This is a genomic window from Streptomyces sp. NPDC055239 (assembly GCF_053606205.1).
In genome coordinates this window covers 181440-204959 of record NZ_JBSGRD010000013.1, presented here as the reverse complement: position 1 = coordinate 204959, position 23520 = coordinate 181440, and the positions used below count along the sequence as shown (strand labels likewise).

Annotated in this window: 21 protein-coding genes and 2 pseudogenes; 13 read left to right on the top strand and 10 right to left on the bottom strand. The window is 69.5% G+C overall.

The genetic code is table 11. The features are described from left to right. Positions 1-19: 19 nt before the first annotated feature. Positions 20-529, bottom strand: coding sequence for a MarR family winged helix-turn-helix transcriptional regulator (locus tag ACWFRJ_RS34255; RefSeq protein ID WP_453539917.1), 510 nt, complete (start codon positions 527-529; stop codon positions 20-22). Positions 530-597: 68 nt separating this feature from the next. Continuing rightward, a complete protein-coding gene (locus ACWFRJ_RS34250) occupies positions 598-1107 on the bottom strand; it encodes a DUF6417 family protein (RefSeq protein ID WP_453539914.1) in 510 nt (169 codons plus the stop codon). 438 nt (positions 1108-1545) lie between these two features. On the opposite strand from ACWFRJ_RS34250, the gene ACWFRJ_RS34245 reads away from it, so the two are divergent. Next, complete coding sequence (locus ACWFRJ_RS34245; RefSeq protein ID WP_453539911.1) at positions 1546-1905, top strand: ANTAR domain-containing protein; 360 nt, start codon at positions 1546-1548, stop codon at positions 1903-1905. A gap of 182 nt (positions 1906-2087) precedes the next feature. Here the strand turns inward: ACWFRJ_RS34245 and ACWFRJ_RS34240 are convergent, their stop codons facing one another. Then, the gene (locus tag ACWFRJ_RS34240) at positions 2088-2963 is read right to left on the bottom strand and encodes an oxidoreductase (RefSeq protein ID WP_453539908.1); all 876 of its coding nucleotides are present in this window, start codon (positions 2961-2963) and stop codon (positions 2088-2090) included. 79 nt (positions 2964-3042) lie between these two features. Here ACWFRJ_RS34240 and ACWFRJ_RS34235 point away from each other — a divergent pair, with 79 nt between their 5' ends. Beyond that, positions 3043-3711 (top strand): DNA-binding response regulator, encoded by a 669-nt coding sequence (locus ACWFRJ_RS34235; RefSeq protein WP_453539905.1) that lies wholly within the window; start codon positions 3043-3045, stop codon positions 3709-3711. Here ACWFRJ_RS34235 and ACWFRJ_RS34230 read toward each other — a convergent pair. Then, positions 3698-4282, bottom strand: a complete 585-nt coding sequence (locus tag ACWFRJ_RS34230) for a TetR/AcrR family transcriptional regulator (RefSeq protein WP_453539902.1) — start codon at positions 4280-4282, stop codon at positions 3698-3700. The two genes, ACWFRJ_RS34235 and ACWFRJ_RS34230, sit on opposite strands and share 14 nt — an antisense overlap. A 102-nt stretch (positions 4283-4384) precedes the next feature. Here ACWFRJ_RS34230 and ACWFRJ_RS34225 point away from each other — a divergent pair, with 102 nt between their 5' ends. Beyond that, a complete protein-coding gene (locus ACWFRJ_RS34225; protein WP_453539899.1) occupies positions 4385-5236 on the top strand; it encodes an SDR family oxidoreductase in 852 nt (283 codons plus the stop codon). A gap of 55 nt (positions 5237-5291) precedes the next feature. On the opposite strand, the gene ACWFRJ_RS34220 is transcribed toward ACWFRJ_RS34225, so the two are convergent. Both ACWFRJ_RS34220 and ACWFRJ_RS34215 read right to left on the bottom strand, forming a co-directional pair. After that, a complete protein-coding gene (locus ACWFRJ_RS34220) occupies positions 5292-7220 on the bottom strand; it encodes an SMI1/KNR4 family protein (protein ID WP_453539896.1) in 1929 nt (642 codons plus the stop codon). Between the two features lie 217 nt (positions 7221-7437). After that, positions 7438-8460 (bottom strand): Lrp/AsnC family transcriptional regulator, encoded by a 1023-nt coding sequence (locus ACWFRJ_RS34215; protein WP_453539893.1) that lies wholly within the window; start codon positions 8458-8460, stop codon positions 7438-7440. 92 nt (positions 8461-8552) lie between these two features. Here ACWFRJ_RS34215 and ACWFRJ_RS34210 point away from each other — a divergent pair, with 92 nt between their 5' ends. The 8 genes and pseudogenes from ACWFRJ_RS34210 to ACWFRJ_RS34175 all read left to right on the top strand — a co-directional run bounded on the left by ACWFRJ_RS34210 (position 8553) and on the right by ACWFRJ_RS34175 (position 18104). Then, positions 8553-9851, top strand: coding sequence for an amidohydrolase family protein (locus tag ACWFRJ_RS34210; protein WP_453539890.1), 1299 nt, complete (start codon positions 8553-8555; stop codon positions 9849-9851). Beyond that, the gene (locus ACWFRJ_RS34205; protein WP_453539887.1) at positions 9848-11470 is read left to right on the top strand and encodes an AbgT family transporter; all 1623 of its coding nucleotides are present in this window, start codon (positions 9848-9850) and stop codon (positions 11468-11470) included. Before ACWFRJ_RS34210 ends, ACWFRJ_RS34205 begins: the two co-directional genes overlap by 4 nt. A gap of 176 nt (positions 11471-11646) precedes the next feature. Continuing rightward, the gene (locus tag ACWFRJ_RS34200; RefSeq protein WP_453539884.1) at positions 11647-12492 is read left to right on the top strand and encodes an LLM class flavin-dependent oxidoreductase; all 846 of its coding nucleotides are present in this window, start codon (positions 11647-11649) and stop codon (positions 12490-12492) included. 188 nt (positions 12493-12680) lie between these two features. Beyond that, the gene (locus ACWFRJ_RS34195) at positions 12681-13973 is read left to right on the top strand and encodes a KAP family P-loop NTPase fold protein (RefSeq protein ID WP_453539881.1); all 1293 of its coding nucleotides are present in this window, start codon (positions 12681-12683) and stop codon (positions 13971-13973) included. After that, the gene (locus ACWFRJ_RS34190; protein ID WP_453539878.1) at positions 13963-15762 is read left to right on the top strand and encodes an Hsp70 family protein; all 1800 of its coding nucleotides are present in this window, start codon (positions 13963-13965) and stop codon (positions 15760-15762) included. Before ACWFRJ_RS34195 ends, ACWFRJ_RS34190 begins: the two co-directional genes overlap by 11 nt. A 47-nt stretch (positions 15763-15809) precedes the next feature. After that, a complete protein-coding gene (locus ACWFRJ_RS34185) occupies positions 15810-16616 on the top strand; it encodes a trypsin-like peptidase domain-containing protein (RefSeq protein WP_453539875.1) in 807 nt (268 codons plus the stop codon). A gap of 101 nt (positions 16617-16717) precedes the next feature. Then, positions 16718-17177, top strand: a pseudogene (locus tag ACWFRJ_RS34180) (UbiD family decarboxylase domain-containing protein); the annotation flags it as partial. Positions 17178-17237: 60 nt separating this feature from the next. After that, positions 17238-18104: an LLM class flavin-dependent oxidoreductase gene (locus tag ACWFRJ_RS34175; protein WP_453539873.1), complete on the top strand. Its 867-nt coding sequence runs from the start codon at positions 17238-17240 to the stop codon at positions 18102-18104. A 23-nt stretch (positions 18105-18127) separates the two neighbouring features. Here the strand turns inward: ACWFRJ_RS34175 and ACWFRJ_RS34170 are convergent, their stop codons facing one another. After that, positions 18128-18754: a maleylpyruvate isomerase family mycothiol-dependent enzyme gene (locus ACWFRJ_RS34170; protein WP_453539870.1), complete on the bottom strand. Its 627-nt coding sequence runs from the start codon at positions 18752-18754 to the stop codon at positions 18128-18130. Between the two features lie 166 nt (positions 18755-18920). On the opposite strand from ACWFRJ_RS34170, the pseudogene ACWFRJ_RS34165 reads away from it, so the two are divergent. Both ACWFRJ_RS34165 and ACWFRJ_RS34160 read left to right on the top strand, forming a co-directional pair. Then, a pseudogene (locus ACWFRJ_RS34165) lies at positions 18921-19325 on the top strand (YciI family protein); the annotation flags it as partial. A gap of 13 nt (positions 19326-19338) precedes the next feature. Continuing rightward, entirely contained in the window at positions 19339-20487 is a 1149-nt protein-coding gene (locus ACWFRJ_RS34160; protein ID WP_453539867.1) for an RNA polymerase sigma factor, read from the top strand. A gap of 141 nt (positions 20488-20628) precedes the next feature. Here the strand turns inward: ACWFRJ_RS34160 and ACWFRJ_RS34155 are convergent, their stop codons facing one another. From ACWFRJ_RS34155 to ACWFRJ_RS34145, 3 genes are all read right to left on the bottom strand, one after another. Then, complete coding sequence (locus ACWFRJ_RS34155; protein WP_453539865.1) at positions 20629-21237, bottom strand: chemotaxis protein CheB; 609 nt, start codon at positions 21235-21237, stop codon at positions 20629-20631. 126 nt (positions 21238-21363) lie between these two features. Then, on the bottom strand, positions 21364-22074 hold the full coding sequence (locus ACWFRJ_RS34150; protein ID WP_453539862.1) for a hypothetical protein: 711 nt from the start codon (positions 22072-22074) through the stop codon (positions 21364-21366). A gap of 201 nt (positions 22075-22275) precedes the next feature. Continuing rightward, positions 22276-23502, bottom strand: coding sequence for a MalY/PatB family protein (locus ACWFRJ_RS34145; RefSeq protein ID WP_453539859.1), 1227 nt, complete (start codon positions 23500-23502; stop codon positions 22276-22278). Between the last annotated feature and the right edge of the window lie 18 nt (positions 23503-23520).

Sequence of the window (23520 nt, the reverse complement as noted above, 5' to 3'; positions counted from 1 at the left end):
CCCGACCTGGCGGGCGACCCTAGCGCTGACGCCCCCGCAGCCCGGAGAGTTCCTCGTTCATCGCGGCCAGGAAGCGCAGCACCACGGCGAGTTCGTCCTCGCTGAACCGCACGCGGGCGCTCTCCGTCGCTGCGGCCAGCGGCTGGAAGAAGGTGCGTGCCGCCGCTTTGGCGCCGGGAGCGTAGTGCAGATGCACCACTCGGCGGTCCTCGCTGTCCCGTGTCCGGCGGATGTGCCCGGCCCGTTCAAGACGGTCAAGGCATGCGGTGACGGCGCCCGAGGTCAGCCCGAGATGGTCGCGCAGCCGTCCTGGAGTGAGCGGATCATCCGTGTCCAGAATGGCGGCCAGGGCCTGGACGTCGGTCGCGTGCAGATCGTGGCCGGCGGCGAAACCATGGATCAGCCGGTTGAGCTCGCCGTTCATGCGCCGCAACTGCACCGCGAACGACTGCAGATCCGTCGGCGGATCTGTCGGCGCCGGGTCTGATGCCGCGGTGCCGCTGAACGCTGAATCCTCTGTACTGGCCACATGCGCAGCCTATAGATCCCTCACCAGGGCAGTCCCGTCGGCGGCGGGCAGGCTGGGGCGCCGAGCGGCTAGCCGGCCTCGCCGCGCTGCGGCTCAGGGGTGAGTTCCGGGGTGAGCAGGGGAGGAGGGGGCGTATAGCTCACCCCGTACACGCGGGCGAAACGGTTGGCGGGTGCCGCCGAACCAGCGAGCCGCTCGAGAAAGAACGCCCTTGCCATCGACTCCATCTGCTCACCGCTCACATACACGACCCATCTGTTGGACGCGGCGTTGAACCGCGCCGCTTCCACCGCCGACTCCAGACCGGACGCGGGCCCACGACGCAGTCGCCCGTGCAAAGCGAGAAACCGCCTCAGTGTGTCCAGATCCGAGCGGCGCAGGCCTACCTGCTGCAGCCCGGGCGGGGGAGCCTCGACATTCGGCGGAGCCGCCCGAGTCTGTGCGTACAGGAGTGCGTCCCACCCGTCGTCCGTCAGCTGCACCGCCCACGAGAGCGCCCGGCCGGCTTTCGCCGGGAGCGCCGCCTGCTCCTCGCGGGGCGCCACCCGGGCCAACCCGAGTTTCACCAGGGGGCTCATGGTGCGTTCATCGAGTCCGGGTCCTGCCGTGGCCCACCCATCAGTTGTGCGCTGCACGTCAGCCACGCGTTGCAGCAGCGTGTATTGCTCAGCCGAGCGCCGCATCCTTGCCCCTCCCGCCGAACAGTGCGTTGCCGCGACGCTAGCGTGCACCCCGCCCGAAGGGGCGCTGTTTGAGATGGTCTACGTCCCGAAAACGCGGTCGATATCGAGGTGCGATGCTGGTTTCAGAGCGACGCAGTTGGCTACCCGAGCAATGCGATAGCACAGCGCTGTGCAACGTAGGCGCCGGTCGGTTGGGACAGACAGCCGCCGGCGCCGCCCCATGCACGGAGTCAGCAAACTATGGCCATGGATGTGGGGGATCTGCGATGCTCACCTCATCGGCCGGACTGTCGGCCCGACAGGTTCTGCGTATGTAAATGAGAGGTAGAGCAGGTGGCTTCCTCGTCGGAATCTCTCAACACGCCGGCACTGAATCCTCATCAGAACAGTGATCAGCAGGCCTCCGGCGACGACTGTGCGGAAGAGGCCGCCGAGATCAAGGCGCTGCGCACCGAGGTCAACGAACTGCATCGCGCCATGGAGTCCCACCCGTCCATAGACCAGGCGCGGGGCATGCTGATGTCGCTGGGGCCGTGTACCGCGGAAGAGGCGTGGGAGATTCTGGTCGAGGTGTCGCAACTCTCCAACACCAAACTGCGCGCAGTGGCGGAAGAGCTGATCGCCACGACGGAGGGCGAGCCGCTGCCCGCCCCGGTCCGCACGGCTCTCAACAAGGCCCTGGCCAAACGGTAGACAGCAGACGCTGAGCAGCGGATACGACCTGGTGGTGGCCGTCGGGTGCTGCCCGCTGCCGAAGTGGACTTCGCCGCGGCCTGGAAGTCGCGCGGCGCGGCGTGACGTGCCGGAATGCCGACCGGTGGCCTGGCCGCTCGCAGCCAGGCCACCGGTCGGAGAAGCGAGCGCTACGAGGACCGTCAGGCTTTCAGCTCCGCCAGGTCGGCGGCGTCGAGACGCAGCCCGGCCGCCGCGAGGTTCTCGGCGAGGTGCGCGGGCGAACCGGTGCCGGGGATGGCCAGCATGTTCGGTGAACTCGCGAGCAGCCAGGCGAGGGCGACCTGCGAGGTCGTCGCGTCGTGCCTCTTGGCGACCTGCGCGAGGCGGTCGTGCTCGATCGGATCGAAGCCGCCACCGAGCGGGAAGAACGGCACGTAGGCGATGCCGTGTTCGACACAGCGCTCGAGCACGGCGGCGTCGTCGTGACGATGCACGTGGTACTGGTTCTGCACCGCGACGACCGGCGCGATGCCCCGCGCCTCGTCGAGTTGCGCCACGTCGACGTTGCTGACCCCGAGGTGGCGGATCAGACCCTCCGCGCGCAGCTCGGCCAGCGCCGCGAACCGGGCGGCCACGCTCTCACCACCCGGCTTGTTCATTCCTCCGACCCGCAGATACACGAGGTCGAGCCGGTCGAGGCCGAGGGCGCGCAGGTCCTCGGTCACCAGGTCGCGCAGTTGCTCGGGTCCTGCCTGGCCGCTGGGCACGCCGTCCGCCGCGAGCAGCGGGCCGACCTTGGTGGCGATCAACAGCTCGGCCGGGTAGGGCGCGAGCGCCTTGCGGATCAGTTCGTTGGCGCGTACCTCACCCCGAACGTAGAAGCCGGCCGTGTCGATGTGATCGACACCCGCGTCGACTGCCTGCCGCAGTACCGCGACGCCGGTCTCCGGGTCGCGTGCGGGACCGGTGAAAGTGCCGGTGGGCAGCCGCATCGCACCGAAGCCGAGACGGTTGACGGAACAGTCGCCACCGAGCAGGAACTGGCCGCTCGCTGCGGCCGTGATCTCTGTAGTCATGTCCCCACTCTCGACCTGCGAGGACCTTCTGCGGGCCATATGGCAACGTGTTGCCACCATCATGAGCGAGACTGGGAGCGTGACCGACCACACCACGCTGACGGTGCACGGCGAGCGGGAGCTGGCCGCGCGGACCGCCGCGCTGTTCGGCGAGACGACGCGGGAGTTCTTCTGCGCCGCGAACGACCTGCACACCTGGGCGCGGCCTGAGGCGAGGAAGGCGATGGTGCGCCGCCTGCGCCCCCGGGCCGCTGAAGGTGTGGCCGTGCGCAAGCTCTATACACCGGCCGTACTGGCCGACGAGGAACAGCGTCTGCACCTGTTCGATGTCGCGGACGCCGGTGGGCAGGTGCGTGTGCGTGCCGCGAGTCTGCCGCACGAGACGATCATCATCGACCGGCGGGTGATGATCCTGGCGGGCCGCAACGGCGCACGCGGCCGCGAGTTCACGATCACGACCGCACCGGCGCTCGTCGGGGGTGTCCACGCCCTGATGTGTGCCACGTGGGATGCCGGTACGCCTCTCGCGGACTACCTGCGGAGCGAGACCGAGGGCCTGGACGCCGACTCGTTCACCGTGCTGCAGGCGCTCGCGGCCGGGCTCACCGACGCCGCGGGCGCGCGCCGCGTCGGCATGTCCGTACGGACCTACCGCAGGCGGGTAGCCGATCTGATGACCGCGCTGGAGGCCGACTCACGGTTCCAGGCCGGCGTCAACGCGAGCCGACTCGGCCTCACCGGCCGCTGATCCCGGTCGCGTCCTTCGTCAGCGCGTCCATGAAGAGACCGACGAGCGGGCGGGCCTGCTCTTCGGTGCCGTGCTGCGCCGAGTAGGCGATCCCGCCCATGAGGAGCAGAACATTCTCGGGGGCGACGTCGGTCCGCAGACTGCCGTCCAGGGCGCCGGCCGCGAGGAGCGTGGCGACGGCGTCGGTGAGGAGCGTGCGGCTGTCGGAGTACGGGTCGATCCCGGAGGCGATGACCGCGTTGAGGGCTTCGGACATTCCGCTCTTGGCCGTGGCGTAGCGGATGAAGTGCTCCATCCACATCCGGGTGGCCTCGGCGGCCGGATGGCGGGCGAGGAGGTCGTCCACCTTCTCGCACACCTGGGTGAGCTGGCGCCGGTAGGCGGCGTCGATGAGCACTTCCCGAGTCGGGAAATGCCGATAGAGGGTGCCCACGCCGACCCCCGCTTGCTTGGCGATGGCGGCAGGCGCGGTGTCAAGGCCTTGTTCGGCGAAGGCCTGTGCGGCGACCTCGAGCAGGCGCTCCCGGTTCTGCAGCGCGTCACTCCTGGTGCGGCGAGGTGCGGCGGGCATACGGGTTCCTTCGCTGTGGGTCGCCGGTTGCTTTCCGGAATGTGTTCCGCTTAACCTCTAACCGGAATACGTTCCGGTAGCACTCTACTCCAGGAGCATCCTGTGCCCGCTCTCTCCGACAAGGCCGTACGTCACTGGTTCATCACCGGAGCCTCCGGCGGTCTGGGCCGCCACCTCACCGAACTCGCCCTCCGAAACGGCGACCGCGTCACGGCGACGGTCCGCCGACCTGAAGCTCTGATGGACCTGCGCGAGACGTACGGCGGCCGGCTGACCGTCGAGGTCCTCGACCTGACCCGCCCGGCCGACGTCGACCGGGCGGTCGTCAGCACACTTCGGTCAGGGCCGGTGGACATCGTGGTCAACAACGCCGGATACGCGGTCGTGGGCGCCGCCGAGGAGATGACCGCCGAGCAGATCCGCGACCAGATCGAGGTCCTCCTGCTTGCCCCGATGATGATCACCCAGGCCTTCCTGCAGCCGATGCGGGAGCAGGGCGGAGGCCGGATCATCCAGATCTCCAGCGTGGGCGGCCAGATCGGCATCCCCACCCACAGCTCCTATCACGCGGGCAAGTGGGGCCTTGAGGGCTTCACCGAGAGCGTCAGCCGCGAGGTCTGCGACTTCGGCATCCACCTCACCCTGGTCGAGCCCGGCGCCACCCGCACCGGTTTCGCCTCGGCCCTGCACTACACCACCGAAACGACCGCCTACCGAGACAACGCCGTCGGCCGGACCAGGCGCTACCTGGAAACCGCCGACGAGAGCGCGTTCACCGGTGACCCGGCCAAGCTCGCCGCCGCCATCCACGCCACCACCCGCAATCCGAGCCCGCCCCTGCGCCTGGCACTCGGCTCCGACACCTATGACGCGATCCACGCGGCACTCACCGAACGCCTCACCGCACTCGAGGCACAGAAGGACCTCGCCGAGTCGGTGGCCTTCGCCGACTGATCCGGCCCACCGGCACGACACGTCGATGGGCCTTGCCGCGACCACAGCCTCGCGCCTACTCCCGGCTGCCCAGGGTGATCGTCATGTAGGCCTCCCCGGGGCCGGGCGGGCGTATCCAGGACATCGACTCGAAGGAGTGCAGTCGGCCCTCGGTGAGAGCGAGGCGCGGCAGAGCGACGCCGTACCGATCGGCGATGGCATCCAGGGCGCGGGCCGTCGCAGCCGTCTGGGCGGTCGTGCTCGGGGTGTCGAAGCCAAGGGAGGCCGGGGCCAGTTCGGCAGGAACGGCGCCGGAACTGTCCTCGATGACCCCGTCCCGCACCGTCAACGCGTACAGCGGCGTCCCGTCCTTGGCGACCGAGACATGGAAGACCGGGGTCTGTCGGCGCGACTCGCTCCACACCACGATCGCCCGGCCGCCGCCGGCTGAGGCGGCCGTCGTGGGGGAGACGAAGCGCTCCGTGGAGAACGAGCTGGACGGGTCCTCGTCGAATCCGAAGCTCCACCCCGCCGCGGCCCGACCGACCCTCAGCAGCACCTTGTCGTCGTAGCTGGAGAAGGCCCGCTGATCGGGGCGGTGATGACGGCTGACATCCCAGCGTTCCAGTGGCGGGGAGAGGGCTGTATCGGGCGACGAGCCGAGCAGGCCGGGCAGGTCGTCCGGGGCGACTCCTTCGACCAGGACCATCCGGTAGTCGCACGGCGACGACTGACCCGGTCGCAGTCCTTCGGGGCGCGCGAGCCAGGACAGACCGTCCGGGTCCTGTTCGCAGGCGGGGGCCGGGGCTGGGCCCCTCTCGCCGCCGCGCGGTGTTGCCAGCAGCTCAAGGCGCCGCGCGGCGGTGAGTACAGGGGCGATCACAGGGTCGACGAGCAGGCCCACCGGGGCGATGTGGTGGGGGCCCAGCGGCTCCCACAACGGGATCGCGGCGCGCAGGATCCGCCAGGCGGCGTCGGTGTCGCCCCAACGGGCCAGCTCACGGGCCTGGTCGACGGCCTCGCCGAACCTGCCGCCTGGCCGGTAGCGGTAGGTCCCCTCGCTCATCTCGCGCCGGATGTCCGCGGCGGTCTGCCAGGTGTCGGGGAAGTGGTCGGGGTCGGCGAAGTGCCAGTCCTCCGTGAGGGGGCCTCTGCTGAGGAGTTCGGCGGCGTGCAGGGGGAGCAATTCGGTGAGGAAGCGGGGATCGCTGGGGTGCGGTGGCTGCCGACTGTGCCCGCGCGGCTCGCCCAGCTGTCCGATCTGGTGCAGGAGGTCCTCCGCGTGCGGGCGACCGTACCGCTGGGCTTCCGCCAGCAGTGGTGCCGCCTCTTCGTGGCGACCGCGCAGTGCCGCGGTCCGGGCCCGGGTCACGGCGGCGTCCTGGGCGCGGGTGGTCTCGTTGGCGAAGGCAGGGGCACTCTCCTGCTCGTCCCGGCCGGCCTCGAGGTTGTGGAACTCTTGATGCATGGCGACCATGAACGCCGCGAACGACCGATATCGCTCGGGGTCCTCGGCCCGCCAGGACGCCCATACCCGCACCGCCCACTCGCCGTCTGGCCCTATGTCCTCCGGGTCGAGCAGTACGTAGGTGGCGTCGGACTCGACGTCCAACTGGAGTGCGCGGGACCAGAGGCCGACCTGCGCCCGCGTCTCCTCAGGGTTGTCCTCTTCGTCCCAGAACTCGTTGTAGTCCCCACCGAGGCCACTCGCGTTCTCGTGCCAGTGGGCCTCGCGTGTGCCGGCCAGTGTCCAGACGAAACCGCCCGCGTGCCGCCAACCGTCGCTGACCCGCAGGAACTCTGCGAAGGACGGCGGCATTTCGCGCCCGAGCCGCTTCTCCATGGCGACGATGTCCGTCTCGGCGGCAGGTTCGTTGCCAAGCCACCTGCGCCGCCGGTCCTCGTCGTCGTCCGGGCTCAAGGCCTTCAAGTCGCCCTGGGCGTCGGCCCACTCCTCGCTCCAACGAGCAAGGAAGGGGCGCCAGTCGAATGTCGTCGCGTCCATGTTGTTGATCCTGGCACCCGCCACTGACATTCGCCCTGACCAGCAGGAACGCGCTTGCCTCCTTCAGCCCTTCAGCCCTTCAGGACCGAGAGGCCACGGCAGCAATGCCGGACGCCCGCAGCTTTCGGGCCAGGAGTTCCACCTCGGGAAGAGTTCCCGCGTAGTCACCGGCCAGCACGCGGCAGCGCCCACAACGCCCACAACGCCCACAACGCCCCTACGCGTCCCAGTAGTTGAGCGGTGCCGACCCCACGCTGTGCCCCCGGCGGTCAAGCACACGACCCGCGTGCTTGACCGTGCGCAGCACCACGGCGCGCTCCGTGATCCGCAGATCCAGGTGCGCGAGGCGGCTGTTGAGCAGTGCTTCGGTGGTGTGGACCTCGGACAGGTCCGGCAGCCAGATGTCGAGCATCAGATTGTGCGCGCCCGCAGTGATGCTGCACATGCGCAAGCCGGGCAGGGTACGCAGCGCGCTCACCGTCTCATCGAGATGCTGGGCGGGCACCGAGCCGAAGTAGACGACCGAGACAGGGAAGCCGGTCAGCGGCCGGGCCAACGCGCAGCGCAGCGAGAGCCGCTCGGTGCCGGTCAGGACGCGCAACCGGCGCCGGACGGTCGCGGCCGATGCGCCGACGGTCTCGGCCAGGTCCGTCAGGGGCATCCGGCCGTCGGCGCCGAGCGCGAGGGCGATCCGGCGGTCGAGGGGCCGCAGCGGTTCGTCGGGCAGTGCGGGCCGCTCCACGGCGAGCGCGGTCCGCTGTTGCCGGGTGAGGCTGCGCAGCCGCCACGAGGCCCCCTCGAAGGGCGCCGCGGTGATGACATGGCTGCGTACGGCGCGCACCCCGGGCAGCTGCGACACCCGCTCGCCGGAGAGCCGGGCGAGGCCGTCGAGGTCGACGGCGGCGACGATCGCGAGCAGATCACGCTGGCCCGAGGTCTGCTTGAGGCTCAGCACATGCGGGTCACGGGCGAGCTGCCCGATGGTGTCCTCGCTCAGCCGTCCGCCCATGTCGATCTCGACCTGGGCGTAGACACCCTCGTCGTGACCGGGGGAGAGATAGCCGTCGACCCAGGCGATGCCCGCGCGGACCATGCGGTCCCAGCGGCGGGCGACCGTCACCGCGTCGACCTCCAGGACCTCGCCCATGCGTACCCAGGGCACCCGGGGCTGGATCTGGAGGGCGTGGACGATGGCCAGATCCAGCTCGTCCAGAGTGTGTGCCGACTGCTGCGTATCCATGAGAGGCGCCGAATCCTGCGTCGAAGGCATTGCTGTGAAGGATTCCGGCGATTTTACACAGTCGTCATCCCTGATACCGAGGATCGTCGGCCATGAGCCACGCACAGTTTTCCTCCCTGCGCATCGTCCGGGCCCGTCTTGTCGACGGCACCGGCGCGGACCCCGTGACGGACGCCGTCATCGACATCGACGAGAACGGCACGATCGTCCACGCGGGACCGGCGGCCACGGCGCCGGAGGCCCCCGCCAGGGCCCGGACCGTGGACGCGGCAGGACGCACGGTCCTGCCGGGATTCATCGACACCCATGTCCACCTCGCCATCGAATCGCCCCGGCAGATGGTCCGCCGGCACGAGAGCGACCAGACCCTGGAGACGTTCCACACCGCCGAGCGGCTGCGCATCACCCTGGACGCGGGCATCACCACCGCCCGCGACCTGGGCGGCCTGCCGGCCGGCTTCCGGGACGCGGTCGCCGCGGGCCTCACCACAGGACCCCGGCTGCACACGGCGGTGCGCATCCTCAGCCACACCGGCGGCCACGCCGACTTCCACTCGGAGTGCGGCTTCGACCCCTCCGCTGGGGTGGGCGAGATCGCCGACACCCCCGACGAGGTGCGCGTCGCGGTGCGCCGCCTGCTCCGCTCCGGCGCCGACGTGATCAAGCTCTGCGCGACCGGCGGCATGAGCAGCCCCTACGACCAGCCCGACGACGAGGGCCTGACCGTCGAGGAGATCCGTACGGTCGTCGACGAGGTGGCCCGGCACGGCGGCCGCCCCGTCGCGGCCCACGCACAGGGCACCGCGGGCATCCTCAACGCGATTCGCGGCGGCGTGAGCAGCGTCGAGCACGGCTACGGACTCACCGCGCAGGCGCGTGAACTGGCCGGTGAGCACGGCACGTTCGTGGTGCCGACCCTGTCGACGGTGTTCGACGGCATCGACCGCTCGACCATGCAGCCCTTCCACTACGAGAAGAAGATCCGCTGGTCCGGCATCACCCGGGAGAACATCGCGGCGGCCATCTCCGACGGCGTACGCATCGCGATGGGCACCGACGCGGCGATGGTGCCGCACGGCCGCAACCTGCGCGAGCTCTCCCACCTCGTGTCACTCGGCATGAGCCCGGCCCGGGCCATCGAGACGGGCACCCGCAGCGCCGCCGAACTCCTCGGCCTCTCCGCGGAGATCGGCACGCTCGAGGCCGGCAAGCACGGCGACCTGGTGATGTGCGACGGCGACCCGCTCGCGGACATCTCGCTGCTGTCCGATCCGGCACGCGTCGTGCTCGTCGCCCAGCGCGGCGCCGTACGCAAGGACACGCTCGGCCTGGCACAGGCCGCCCCCGCCCCCGCGGTGAGCGGCGCGCCATCGGAAGGAGCCACCGGATGAGCACATCGGTCACCTCCGCGAAGACACCGCCCGGCGGGCCGCCCAAGAAGTCCGTGCTCGACAAGGTCATGAACGGCATCGAGCGCGCGGGCAACAAACTGCCCCACCCGGTGCTGCTCTTCCTCGGCCTTTTCCTGATCATCGGCACGGTCTCGACGGTCCTCGCCGCCACCGACGCCACCGTCAGGGTGCCGGGCGAGGACGAGACACTCGCGGTCAAGGGTCTGTTCAGCGGCGAAGGCGTGCGCTGGCTGCTCGAGAACTTCATCCCCAACTTCACCGGCTTCCCCTCGCTCGGCACCGTCCTGCTGATGATGGCCGCGGTCGGCGTGGCCGAGAAGACGGGCCTCCTCGAGACGGCCGTACGCGCCTCCATCGCACGCGCCCCCAGGCGGCTGCTTCCCTACCTGGTCGCCTTCGTGGCCTGCCAGGCGCACCTGATGAGCGACGTAGCGATCCTGGTGATCCCGCCACTGGCCGCACTCGCCTTCAAGAACGCGGGCCGCAACCCGATCGCCGGCCTCATCGGCGGCTTCGCCTGCACCTGCGCGGGCTACGCGGCGGGCTTCTCGATCGGCGCGCTCGACGCGCTCTACACCGGCATCACGCATCAGGCCGCCGCGGTCGTGCCCAGCGGCGAGAGCGCCCCCACGCACATCCTCATCAACTACTTCTACACGGCTGCCGCCAGCTGCGTGCTCGCCCTGATCGGCGGGTTCCTGATCTCCCGCGTCCTGGAGCCCCGGCTGCCCCAGCCGGACGCGGATGCCGAGGCCGCGGCCGAGGAGGAGAGCCGGGCCGCGACCGAGGGAGAGGCAGGCTCGGACATGGCGGGGACCGCACGCCCCTCCGTCATCGTCACCGCCCGGCAGCGCACGGGCCTGCTGCGCTCAGGTCTCGCCGTCCTGCTCTACGCGGCCGTCGTGGTCACCTGTTGGCTGCTGCCGGGCTCCCCGTTGCGCGGCGAGGGCGGCGCGCTGGTCCCGTCGCCCGTCCTCGACGGCATCGTGCCGCTGCTGTTCGTCGCGTTCGTCCTCGCCGGTGTCGTCTACGGCCGCACCGTCGGCACGCTCAAGCGCGCCGAGGACGCTCCCCGCATGATGGCCGAGTCGATCACCGGAATGTCCGGCTACATCGTGCTGATCCTGGTGATCTCCCAGGTCATCGGCGTCTTCGACTGGTCCAACGTCGGCACGCTGCTCGCGGTGAACGGCGCGAACCTCCTGGAGTCCGCGGGCCTCACCGGCTTCACGGGCCTTGTCCTGTTCGTCCTCCTGGTCTGCGTCCTGAACCTGTTCGTCACCTCGGGCTCGGCCCTGTGGTCCCTGGTCGCACCGGTCTTCGTCCCGGCGTTCCTGCTCCTCGGCATGGAACCCGCCGTCACCCAGGCCGCGTTCCGGATCGGCGACTCCGCGACCCAGATGATCACGCCGCTCAATCCGTACGTCTTCCTGATGCTGACGATCCTGCGCCGCTACGAACCCGGGGCGCAGCTCGGCACGGTCCTGTCCCGTCTCTCGGTGTTCGTGGTCCCGTTCCTGATCGCCTGGCTCGCGGTCCTCGGCCTCTTCTACGGACTGGACCTGCCGCTCGGCCCCGGCGCGGACATCCACCGCTGATCCATCCGGGGACGGCGTGAATCTGCTTGCCCCACCGAACCGGCCAACTCTAAAGTGGAAGCACTTCGACGAGACGCTCCCCAGAAGCAAGCCGCAGAGCGAGAGCGTCCCACCTCACTGAGGTGCCGAAGGGGCGGCAGCCTACTTTGTCGACCCTTCCTTCGGAGGTCTCCGTCATGAACGTCGGTATCGGTCTGCCCATCGGCGACCCTGCCACCCTGCTCACCTGGGCCCAGCGCGCCGACGCGGGCCCCTTCAGCACACTCGGTCTGCTCGACCGCCTCGTCTACGACAACCCCGAGCCCCTGGTGGCGCTCGCCCTCCTGGCGGGCGCCACCTCGCGGATCCGCGTCCAGACCGAGGTGCTGCTCGCCCCGCTGCGCGACACCGCCCTCCTCGCCAAACAGGCCGCCACCCTGGACCAGATGTCCGGTGGCCGCCTGGTCCTCGGCCTCGGCGTCGGCGGCCGGGACGACGACCACCAGGCCACGGGCATCGACATGCGCACCCGAGGGCGGCGCCTCGACGAGCAGATGGCGCTCATGCGCCGCCTGTGGTCCGGCGAGCCGTACGGGGACGGCGTCGGCCCGATCGGCCCCGTGCCCGCCCGGCCCGGCGGCCCCGAGGTGCTCTTCGGCGGCTTCAAACCCGCCGCGATCGAACGCGTCGCACGCTGGGGGGACGGCTTCCTCGCCGCCGCGCCACCCTCCTGGGCAGGCGAACTGTTCGACACCGCCCGCGCGTTCTGGAAGGAGTACGACCGAGACGGCGAACCACGCATCGTCGCGCAGATCAACGTCGCGCTCGGCCCCGAAGACGTGGTCCATGACGCTCGGACGAACATGCACGCCTATTACGCCTTCTCCGGCATGGCCGACCGCATGGTTGCCGGACTGTGCACCACACGGGCCGAGATCCGCGATGCGATCGCCGGTTTCACCGACCTCGGCGCCGACGAGGTGATGCTCTACTGCTACGGCCTCGACCCGGACCAGGTGGACCGCATCGCCGAGCTCCTGTGACGGTGAGCTGACGGGCACCACCGTCCGCGAACCTCAGCCTCCCGGCGATCGCCTTCGCCGGGAGGCTGCTGTGCTGCAATTCCGGCAAATCCCTCTCGCTGTATGGCCCGCCGGAGGACTATGAGTGACCTGCCGATGGCACTTGGTCGCACTGGCCCGAGGCCGTATGGCGGCTTGGAGGGGGGACCATGCTGCTGCCCGACAACCCGATTTCAGGTCCGGACGGAGACCGCTTCGGGTTCAGCACCCACGCCAAGGTGCTCTGCGACGCGATCGCGACTGCCGAGGACCTGCCGCTGACCATCGGGATCTTCGGACCCTGGGGGATGGGCAAGTCGAGTTTCATGAAGGTCTGCGAAGGCCTGTTGAAGGCTCGCGGCACCCGGACAGTCTGGTTCAACCCCTGGAAGTACGACCAGAAGGACGAGATCTGGCACGCCCTCATCCAGACCGTGCTCTCCGAGATCGCCCACGACCTCGACAAGCGAAGGGAGTCAGGCGAGGAAACCCTGCAGGAGCGGCTCGTGAAAGCCCTGGACACCGTCAAACGGCTGAGTGAGGCGGCGGCCTGGCTACTCGCTCGCCGGGTAGCCGGCCCCCTGACTGCGGGACTTCTGGCCTCCGAGGACGTGGACGCCGTTCAGGCGGCTCTCACCGCACCGGGCGCGGACACGTATTTGCACGTCAACCGCTTTGAACATGACTTCAGGGACGTCGTGAGCACGTACACGGACGGCGGTCGGCTCGTCCTGTTCATCGACGACTTGGACCGCTGTACCGAGGACGCGGCGATCACGGTGCTCGACTCGCTGAAGCTCTTTCTGGGAGAGGGGCCCTGCGTCTTCGTCCTCGCCATGGATTATCAGGTCGTTGCGGAGGCGGCGGCCAGACGGTTCGACAGCGAACGTACGGACGGCGCACGCGGGCGGCAGTACCTGGAAAAGCTGATTCACTTTCCGTTCCATCTGCCAGGGATCCCGTTCGAGGCCCTGCACCAACACCTCTACGACAAAGTCACCGACCCATCGCTGACGGGCTCGCGTGAGCTCTGGGAGCTCATCGAGGTCGCCTTCTCGGCCAATCCGCGACGCGTGCGTCGCTTCGTCAACGGTCTGAACCACACGGCTCTGACGCTGCATCAACACGACGAGCCTCCGGAGCGCGAACGGCTGTTGCACGCTGGAACTCTGCTCGCGTTCCAGATCAAGCACCCGGACTTCTTCTCCGCCCTCCAGGGCGATCCCGGCGTTTGGGCGCGATTCGACGAGGCCGAGTTCACCAAGTCCGAACTCGGCGGTGGGGATGCGGAACTCGCCAGGAACAACCCTGGGGTACGGCGTCTTATCGCGGCTGTGTCGTCGAGGCGTACGAGCTTCGACTTCCCTCCTCCGCCCTCGCCCACCGCGATCAGGCTGCTGACCGAGGTACTGACGGTGGCCGGTGGACCGGCCGGCGACGAGGGGGTGGCCCGTGGCGCGTGACGCGGTCCCCGGCGTTCGGTACGCGGTCGGCCTGGACCTCGGGGACGGAGAGAGCTCTCTGTGCTGGCTGCCTACCCGCGGCCGGAGCGACGCACGTGTCTACAGCAGGGGGACGGACGGCACTGCCATCGTCACGGCCCTGGGACGCGAACGCCTGAGGCAGGGCGGATACCGCGATGTCATCGGCGAAGCGGCCGTGCTGGCGCAGAACAGCGTGCACTTCAGCGTCAACTTCAAGACCCCGCCCGCTCCGGAGGGCCTGGCCATCCCGAGAGCCGTGCAGTTCGCCCAGATCCTTCTCACCGAGTACTTCTCCCGGCACCCCGAAGTCAGGCGGGACTGCGTGGTGTACGTCGGCCACCCCACGGGCTGGGACACCGAATCGGTGGCGGCGTACCTCAGGCATTTCTCATCCATCGATCTGCCCGTACGGCTCGTGGCGGAATCTCAGTCCGCGCTCGTTCACGTCAGGGACCGAAGGAGCGGACGGCGTGAAACACGCGGGCTCAACCGGGTCCTGGTCGTAGATATCGGCTCCTCCACGACCGACTTCACGTTCGTCGACGATTTGATCCCACGGAACCTTCAGGTGGGCGCCGACCTGGGCTGCGCGGCCATCGACCGGGATCTCGCCGCCATGGTGCGACAGGCGTTCGCGGGAAACGAGAAATTCACCAAGGCCCTTGCTCAGGACGGCTCGGACGAAATGTTGCGGCTCCTGTGCCGGCGGGTGAAGGAGGCGCAGTTCACGGGTACCGATGTGCGCGTCCAAGAGCTCCAGGCCGGCTGTGACAGCCGGTTCGCCCCGTTCACGAGCCTCTCCTTGGGCTGGCTCAGGGCAGTGGACATCCCCCGGCGTGTGGTGCGCGGCCGCGGTGGCTGGGCCGAGCGCTTCGCGGACGTTCTGACGGAGGTGCACGACCTGCTCGGCGATGTGCAGCCCGAGCTGCTCGTGATCACGGGTGGCGGTTCACGCATGCCGGTGGCACGCCAACTGTGTCTCGAAGCATTCCCGGAAGCTGCTGTCGAGAACGACGCGGAACCTTCCCTGTCCGTGACGCGGGGGCTCGCCAGTGTCGGACGGCATCGCGTCAACGTGGCACAGTTCCGGCACGACATTCTTGCGCTCAAGGACCGGCCGGAGTTCGAGGAGAAGATCCGAGGCGGTCTGCTCGACGCGTTCGACCAGGCCAGGGCCACTCTCCTGACCCGCCTGCTGGAGAGAGCCGACGACGTGGGCGGCGACGAACAGGACGAGCAGGACATCGACGCACTCATCCGCAGGTTCACCGGGATGGATCAGGTGCTCGCCACCCTGCGCGCACGGCTCAACGCCGAACTCACCCCCATGGCACTGGACATCTGCCGCTCGTACGACATCCGGGACGACCAATTCACTCTGGACATCGTTCTGCCCGGCATCATCGGCACCGCCATCAGCGCGCGTATTCGGCCCATGTGGCGCACGCTGCGCGCCGCCCAGACCGTGCTCAAGGGGTTCCAGAACATGGGAGCGCTCAGCATCTACGGGGTGAAGTTCGTGACGCGGGGCTCGAGGTTCTTCGCGAAACTGGGTGTCGCGGGAGCCATCGTCGCCGTCGCGCTGGGTCTCCCGAAAGCAACCGAAGCGGGCGCTCGCCAGCTCATCCGTACGACGCTGCAGAACGCGCGGCTCGACCCTGCCGAGGTGACCGACGTGGTCACGGACGTGGCCGAGCAGATCACCGCGCAGATGGACCGGCGCGTCCAGGAGGTGGAGCGCTTCGTCTCCGAGCCGACCGGGTTCTGAGGCGTCTGAGACACGGCAGTGCCCTTGCACCTGTTCCGGAGGGGCTCATGCGACTGAGCACGGCGAGGCAGAAGGCGAGCGACTTGAAGGCGGGTGCCGGGCCCCTCGCGTTGGTCGCCGCCGGCGTCATCGCGGGACTGGCGCCCCTGCTGCGGCTGGACACCTGGGTATCGCCGGCCGCCGCGGTGGTAGCCATGCTGTCCGGCATCAACGTGATCCGCAGTGACGTCCTCGCGCCCGCGCGTTCCCGGGCCGTCGCGCGGGCCGTACGGCCCCTCTACGTCGGTGTGGACGAGGAGGGAAGCGCATACCGTCCGGCTGCGAACGCCCTGCAGATCGCCGCGGGCGTCTGGGCGGCTCCTCGCCACGTGCTGTATCCGGGGGGCCACTACCAAGTCGTACTGCCCGACGGCGCCACCGTCGTGCTGCGCCCACTCCATCACCATGACGACCACGACATCGCCGTATTCGGTTCGGGCACCGACTGGCCGTGGACGGCGAAACCACAGTGGGGTCCGCCTGAGCCGGGCGAGCGGATGACGATGGTGGGATGGCTGGTCGGCAGCAGCGTGGCGACCGTACGCGCGGCCACCGACCTCACCGCTCAGGAGAGCCAGACGAGCGGGATGGTCATCATGATCGGCCCGGCGCCTCCGGCGGGCTCGTCGGGTTCGGCCCTCATCGCCGTCGGCACCGGACGCGTGATCGGCATCCTCACCGGTGTCGGGGCACTCGACCGGCGCCAGAACGTCCCTACAGCAGGAGACACCGGCATTGTCATAGGTGTTCTGCTCGCGGCTCTTCCGGTCCGGTTCCGTTCGCGGGCAGCGGCTTCGGAGCCACCGCCCGGCTGACCCGCGTGAAGCCATGGAGGAGTAGCCAGTCTCCGTTCAGGCGGGGCCGAAGGGGACCGCCTCGCCTTCCAGCCCGTCCCCATGCATGACATCGCCCATTAATGGCAGGCGCCCTGCGCGGCGCGCCCGCCCCATTGCCACCGCGCCGCTGACCGGCTTCGGCGTGCCGTGGGGGAGCGAGGTCGTCGTCGAGGGTGTCATCGGGTCCCGCAAGCGCCAGATCGAGGGCCCCTTCGGCGAGTTCACCGGCCATTACTCCGGCGGCCGCCGCATGCCCGTCATCCGCGTCGACCGCGTCTCCTACCGTACGAACCCGGTCTTCGAGTCGCTCTACCTCGGCATGCCGTGGACCGAGGTTGACTACCTGGTGGGCCCCAACACCTGCGTCCCGCTGCTCAAGCAACTGCGCGCCGAACGCACGGCCTGATGGTCATCATCTCGACGGCCAAGCGCTACGGCGGCTTCGCCAAGGCCGTCGGCATCCGTGCGATGACCACGCCCCACGGCCTGGGGTACGTGGCCCAGGTGATCCTCGTCGACGAGGACGTCGACCCCTTCAACAACCTGTCCGTCCTCCGGTAACCGCTTGCCGGTCCCGGCCCGGTGCAGCAGGATGCGGGAATGCGCTTCTCGGTCAACATCCCGAACTTCGGCGACTTCGCCGATCCAAGGACCGTGGCGAAGTTGGCCGTGGCGGCGGAACAGGCCGGATGGGACGGGCTGTTCGTCTGGGATCACGTGCTGCATCGCAGGCACGCGGGCAGGCCCTTCGGGGATCCCTGGATGCTGCTGACCGCCGCCGCCCTCGCGACCTCCCGGATCAGGCTCGGCACACTGGTCACCCCGGTGGCCCGGCGGCGTCCGCAACAGCTGGCCCGCCAGGTGGCCACGCTGGACGTCCTCAGCGGCGGCCGTGTCACCTTCGGCGCGGGCCTCGGCGGACCCGTCGAGGACGAGTACGCGAGCTTCGGCGACACCTCCGACCCGAAGGTGCTTGCCGAGCGTCTCGACGAGGGCCTGGACCTGTTGCAGCGGTACTGGTCGGGCGAGCCGGTGAACCACGAGGGACGGCACTACCAGGCGCGGGACGTGACATTGCTGCCGCCCACGGTGCAGCGTCCTCGGCCCCCGATCTGGGTCGCCGGCTTCTGGCCGAACCGCCCGCCGATGCGCCGGGCGGCCCGCTGGGACGGCGCGGTCCCCCTGTTCGCCGACGCCAAGCACGGCCACCTGCCACCCATCGAGCAGGTCCGCGACCTGGTGGCATACGTGCACGAGCACCGCGAGGACCGGTCCGACGCCCCCTTCGACATCGTCCTCGGCGGTGCCACACCGGGCGACGACGCCGCAAGGACCCGTGACCTGATCGGCCCGGCGGCCGAAGCGGGAGCCACTTGGTGGGACGAGCGGCAGATTCAGACGAGCGAGGGCCTCGACCGACTCACACCGGTGCTGCGCCGCGTCGAGCAGGGACCGCCGGTCTTGTAGGCAGGGCGGCCGTCCTCAACCGGTCAGGCCGCCGTCCTCAACGCGGCAACTCCCGGCCCGTCGAGCTCACCCAGCGCTTCCCGCCGCCCGGACACGGCAAGGAGCAGGGAAAGCGCCGTCCCGCGCACCTCCGGGCCTTCCCCGATCGACAAGTCGACGTCCGACGGGACAAGCCGGAGACCGGCCACCCGCTCCTTGGCCCCGCCGAAGGACGCCGACGTACGAACCTGCAGACGCAGCGATCTGACAACAGCCTCCGGCCCGTAGGTGTGGGTGAGCCCCAAGGGCCGGCGGATGTCCTCACCGTGGACGACCTCCTCGACGAGCCGGGTGTCGAGGGGCGCAGGAGGACCCGACCTGCGCGACGCCGCCTGACGCAGTCGCTCCAAGGTCTCCCGCGGTGAACCACCGCGCTCGCGCTCCACCCCGCGCGCGTTCTGACGGTCGAAGTCGAAACGCGCCCGGACCATGGCACCCACGAAACCAAGACGTGTCGTGCGAGCGGTGTCGACCAGATGGGCCACCACGTCGTGCACCGTCCACGCGCCGCACAGCGACGCGTGATCCCACTGCTCGTCGTCCAGACGCGCGAGGTCCTCGATCAGCGCCGCGCGCTCCGCATGCACCAGCGACCAGACATCATCGTTCACGGCTGTTCCTCTGCTCGACCCCAGTGTCTTACATCTGACAGGGGAGACCCGAGACACGGCAGAAACTCATCGCCGGGCGGACGGCGATGCCGAGAACCCGTGACCGGCTTCGCCTCCGCAGCGAGTACGACCACAATGGGCCGCACCGGCACCGAGGAGAAACACGATGGCCAAGTACCTGCTCCTGAAGCACTACCGCGGCGCCCCGGCCTCGGTGAACGACGTTCCCATGGACCAGTGGACGCCGGAGGAGATCTCGGCCCACGTGCAGTACATGAGCGACTTCGCGGGCCGGCTCGTGGAGACCGGCGAGTTCATCGACAGTCAGGGACTCGCCCCCGAAGGGATATTCGTCCAGTACGACGGTGAGGGGCGCCCGCCGGTGACGGACGGCCCGTTCGCCGAGACCAAGGACCTCATCGCCGGCTGGATGGTGATCGACGTCGACACCTACGAGCGAGCCGTCGAGCTGGCCGGGGAACTCTCGGCCGCCCCTGGAGCGGGCGGCAAGCCGATCCACGAGTGGCTCGAACTGCGCCCGTTCCTCGCGGCGACGCCCATCATCACGGAGTGTGACCTCATCCATGAACGAAGCCCTGCTCCGAAGCCTCACTCCGGGAGTGCTCGGGATCCTCGTCCGCCGCGGAGCTGACTTCACGGCGGCCGAGGACGCCGTACAGGACGCACTGATCGAGGCGGTCCGCGTCTGGCCGACCGAGCAGCCGGGGGACCCGAAGGGCTGGCTGGTCACCGTGGCCTGGCGCAAGTTCCTCGACGCGACCCGCGCGGACACCGCCCGTCGCCGGCGTGAGGACCGCGTCGACGAGGAGCCGTCGCCCGGGCCCGCGCCATCGGCGGACGACACGCTCCAGCTCTACTTCCTGTGCACCCACCCTTCGCTGACGCCGTCGTCGGCGGTCGCACTGACGCTGCGCGCCGTCGGTGGTCTCACCACCCGTCAGATCGCTCAGGCCTACCTGGTCCCCGAGGCGACCATGGCGCAGCGCATCAGCCGGGCCAAGCGCACCGTCTCCGGTGTGCGTTTCGACAAGCCCGGCGATGTCGCCACCGTGCTGCGCGTCCTCTACCTGGTCTTCAACGAGGGCTACTCCGGCGACGTCGACCTCGCCGCCGAGGCCATCCGGCTGACCCGACAGCTCGCGGCAGCGACCGACCACCCCGAGGTGACGGGGCTGCTCGCCCTCATGCTGCTCCACCACGCCCGGCGCGCCGCCCGGACCGCCCCCGACGGCAGCCTGGTGCCGCTCGCCGAGCAGGACCGCGGCCGGTGGGACACGGAGATGATCGCCGAGGGTGTCGTGATCCTCCAGGCGGCTCTCGTCCGCGACCGCCTCGGCGAGTTCCAGGCCCAGGCCGCCGTCGCGGCGCTCCATGCCGACGCGCCCACCGCCGAGGAGACCGACTGGGTGCAGATCGTCGAGTGGTACGACGAACTCGCGGGCCTCACCGACAGCCCGATCGTCCGGCTCAACCGTGCGGTCGCCGTGGGCGAGGCCGACGGACCGCGCGCCGGTCTCACGGCACTCGCCGCCCTCGATGACTCACTGCCTCGCTACACCGCTGTGGCGGCGTATCTCCACGAGCGGGACGGCGACCTGGCGACGGCGGCACGGCTGTACGCCGAGGCGGCCCCCAAGGCACCCAACCTCGCCGAACGCGACCACCTGACACGCCAGGCCGCACGGCTCAACGCCCGCACCCGGTCTCGCTGACTGATCGACATCCCCGCGTACAGCAAGATGGGCGTCTCCCAGGAAATGGTCGACTCCTGGGCCGATGGCGTCCCGCTCGGCCGCGTCGGAGTTCACGCCCGCCCCTGACGGGCGGTCACCCACCGGTACTCGACGGAGAGGTCAGGAGCCGCGGGCCGGGTGCAGGAGCTGATGGATGAGGGGTGCGATGTCCTCGGCCGGGCGTACGAAATCGACCTGGCCGGTCTCGATGGCGGACTTCGGCATCCCTTGGAACGCGGCTGTCGCGGGGTCCTCCACAATGACGATGCCCCCGCGGCTCTTGACCGCTTCCACTCCCCGGGCGCCGTCGCCGTCGGATCCGGTGAGTACGCAAGCGATGATCTGCGGTCCGTAGACCTGCGAGGCCGACTCGAAGAGCGGGTCGGCGGCCGGGCGTGCGAAGTTGACCGGGTCCTCCTTGGACAGGGACAACTTGCCGTCCGCCTCCACACACAGATGGTGGTCGGGCGGCGCGATGTAAACCCCTCCCGCTCTCGGGCGCTCGCCGCCTTCGGCCAGTTTGACGTGAAGGCCGGTGTGGGGCGCCAGGACGGCGACGATGCGCGTCTCGCGGGAGCGGCGCAGATGCTGGGCCACCAGCACGGACGCCGGGAGCCCCGCGTCCAGACCACTCAGCAACGTCCGCAGGCCCTGGACACCCCCGGCGGAGGAGGCCACCATCACGATCGCGCTGGGGTCATGGGGCTCGTGCGGATGCCTGCTGTTCACGCGAGGACCCTAGCCCGGCCGCCACTCCTTTGTGAGTCATCGCGGCCGGGGCGGACTTGAGTGTCGGCGACCGACGCCGCACCGGCAAGCACCTGTTCGAGGTGCTCGCCGATGCGGTGGGGTGGTTCAGCTGGTGGAGGGCTCCGGCTGCGGTGCGGCTGCCTGCTCTGCCGGGGCGGCCGTCGTGTAGAAGACGGAGGAGCCCTGCTTGGTGCGGTGGGCGCGGCCCTTGGCGACCAGGCCTTCCACCGTGGTGCGTACGACGGTGGTCTTGATGGTGCGCTCGGGGCGGGCCTTGGTGAGCGCGGTGGTGATCTCGGCGGCGGAGCGAGGTTCGCCCTGCTGGCCGAGGTGGTCGTGGATCAGTTCGACCAGTGACGGACCGGCCGTCGGCGCGGTCGCCTTCTTCGCGGCGGCCTTGGGCGCGCTCTTGGCCGGCTTGTCCTGGGCCTTGCTCTGAGCCTTGGCAGGGGCCTTCTCCTGGACCTTCTCCTGCACCTTCTCCTGCACCTTGACCTTGCTCTTGGCCTTGGTGGCCGTGGGCTTCTTCGCCCGGGCGGCACTGGAGTTGTTCGCGCTGGTCCGCGGAGCGGGCACAGCTCCCTTGCGAGGTGACGCCTTCTTGGCCGTGGCCGCCGGAGCGCTGGGGGAGCCCAGTGCCTGCTGCATGCTCAGCAGCACCGCGTGGTCGCTCTCCAGCGCCTGCAACTGCTCCTGCAGCGCGGCCACATCGACCCCGACGCGTTCTTGTTCCTTACGGTTGGTTTCCAGATCCGCGGCCACTTGGGCGGCGTACTGGGCCTGCACTCCGGCAGTTTCCGACTTGATGTCTGACATCGTGGTGACCTTTTCGTGGGCGCACGCAGTCGTGCGGATGGCGGGGCGTGCTCACGACTGAGCACTTCTGGTGAGGGCACATCTGTTTGCACCCCTGAATGCTGACTGCCCAACCTGCAACAGCAGTAACTCATGTGCGGTTAGCGAAGGTTACGTGCTGGCGTCCACGGGCGGATGCATTGGGTGAAGATTTTGGCTTCGTCAGGAACAGTGAGTGTCTCTTGTCGGCTCTCCGGCGACGGTCGACGCCATCCTCCGGACCGCCTCGGTGAGCACCTCGGGCGAGGCGGCCAGGTTGAGTCGGACGAAGCCCTCGCCGCCGGTTCCAAAGGCTTTCCCGGAGCTCAGAGCGACGCGGCCGCGATGCAGGAAAGCTTCGGCCGGGTCGTCGCCCAGGCCCAGTTCCCGGCAGTCGAGCCAGGCCAGGAAGGTGCCCTGCGCCGGAATGCAGCCGATGGCGGGCAGATGTTCGCACAGGAGAGCGGCCAACAGCCGACGGTTGTCGTCCAGGCCACGGAGCAGCGCGTCGAGCCAGTCACCTCCGTCCCGCAAGGCCGCAGTGTGGGCGATGACGCCCAGGTGACTGGGGCCATGACTGACCTCTTCGGGCATGCGTGTGAGGTCCTCGGCTGCTTCGGGGCCCGCGATGGCGAGGGCGGCCTTGAGCCCGGCCAGGTTCCAGGCCTTCGACGCCGACATCAGGGAGAGCCCGTTCTCCGCTCCCGGCACGCTCAGGAATGGCACGAAAGACGCGCCCGCCGCCACGATCGGGGCGTGAATCTCGTCCACCACGACACGCACACCATGCTCGCGCGCCAGGTGCGCGACCCGCGTCAACTCGACGGCGGTGTGCACGGTCCCGGTCGGATTGTGCGGGCTGCACAGCAGATACACCGGGCGGTTCGTACCGTGTGCCGCGCTCCGCGCCGCGCGCCTGAACCCGTCCTCCAGCGCGGCGAAATCGAGCCGCAGGTCCGCCCTCAGGGGTGACTCGACGACGGTCCTGTCCAGGTTCCCGACGAACTGATAGAAGGGCGGGTACACAGGGCAGTTGACGATGACGGGGTCACCCGGCGCGGAGACCAGCTTGAGCATCTCGACGACGCCGAGCATCACGTCGGGCACGATCGCCGTCCGCTCGACGGCAAGTCCGTCCCAGTCCCACCGCTTGTGGGCGAACTCGGCCAGTGCCTCGGCATAGGCCGTTCCGGCGGGATAGCCGGTGTCGCCGAGCGCGACAGCATCGGTTATCGCCTCGGCGACAGGCTCCGCGAGCGGGACATCCATCTCGGCCACCCACAGCGGCAGTACGTCGTGCGGGTAGGTTCGCCACTTCATGCTCGTACGACATCGCAGTTGTTCCAGCGAGAGCCGGCTCAGCGGGTTCGTGCCGTCCGGCACGACGGGATCGCGCGACACATTCTCCATACGTCAAAAGTAGGCAGG

Coding starts and splice junctions, on each gene's coding strand:
- ACWFRJ_RS34250 (WP_453539914.1), bottom strand. CDS start 1,107: ATGAGCCCCCTGGTGAAACTCGGGTTGGCCCGGGTGGCGCCCCGCGAG.
- ACWFRJ_RS34240 (WP_453539908.1), bottom strand. CDS start 2,963: ATGACTACAGAGATCACGGCCGCAGCGAGCGGCCAGTTCCTGCTCGGT.
- ACWFRJ_RS34230 (WP_453539902.1), bottom strand. CDS start 4,282: ATGCCCGCCGCACCTCGCCGCACCAGGAGTGACGCGCTGCAGAACCGG.
- ACWFRJ_RS34220 (WP_453539896.1), bottom strand. CDS start 7,220: ATGGACGCGACGACATTCGACTGGCGCCCCTTCCTTGCTCGTTGGAGC.
- ACWFRJ_RS34215 (WP_453539893.1), bottom strand. CDS start 8,460: ATGGATACGCAGCAGTCGGCACACACTCTGGACGAGCTGGATCTGGCC.
- ACWFRJ_RS34210 (WP_453539890.1), top strand. CDS start 8,553: ATGAGCCACGCACAGTTTTCCTCCCTGCGCATCGTCCGGGCCCGTCTT.
- ACWFRJ_RS34205 (WP_453539887.1), top strand. CDS start 9,848: ATGAGCACATCGGTCACCTCCGCGAAGACACCGCCCGGCGGGCCGCCC.
- ACWFRJ_RS34200 (WP_453539884.1), top strand. CDS start 11,647: ATGAACGTCGGTATCGGTCTGCCCATCGGCGACCCTGCCACCCTGCTC.
- ACWFRJ_RS34195 (WP_453539881.1), top strand. CDS start 12,681: ATGCTGCTGCCCGACAACCCGATTTCAGGTCCGGACGGAGACCGCTTC.
- ACWFRJ_RS34185 (WP_453539875.1), top strand. CDS start 15,810: ATGCGACTGAGCACGGCGAGGCAGAAGGCGAGCGACTTGAAGGCGGGT.
- ACWFRJ_RS34175 (WP_453539873.1), top strand. CDS start 17,238: ATGCGCTTCTCGGTCAACATCCCGAACTTCGGCGACTTCGCCGATCCA.
- ACWFRJ_RS34160 (WP_453539867.1), top strand. CDS start 19,339: ATGAACGAAGCCCTGCTCCGAAGCCTCACTCCGGGAGTGCTCGGGATC.
- ACWFRJ_RS34150 (WP_453539862.1), bottom strand. CDS start 22,074: ATGTCAGACATCAAGTCGGAAACTGCCGGAGTGCAGGCCCAGTACGCC.
- ACWFRJ_RS34145 (WP_453539859.1), bottom strand. CDS start 23,502: ATGGAGAATGTGTCGCGCGATCCCGTCGTGCCGGACGGCACGAACCCG.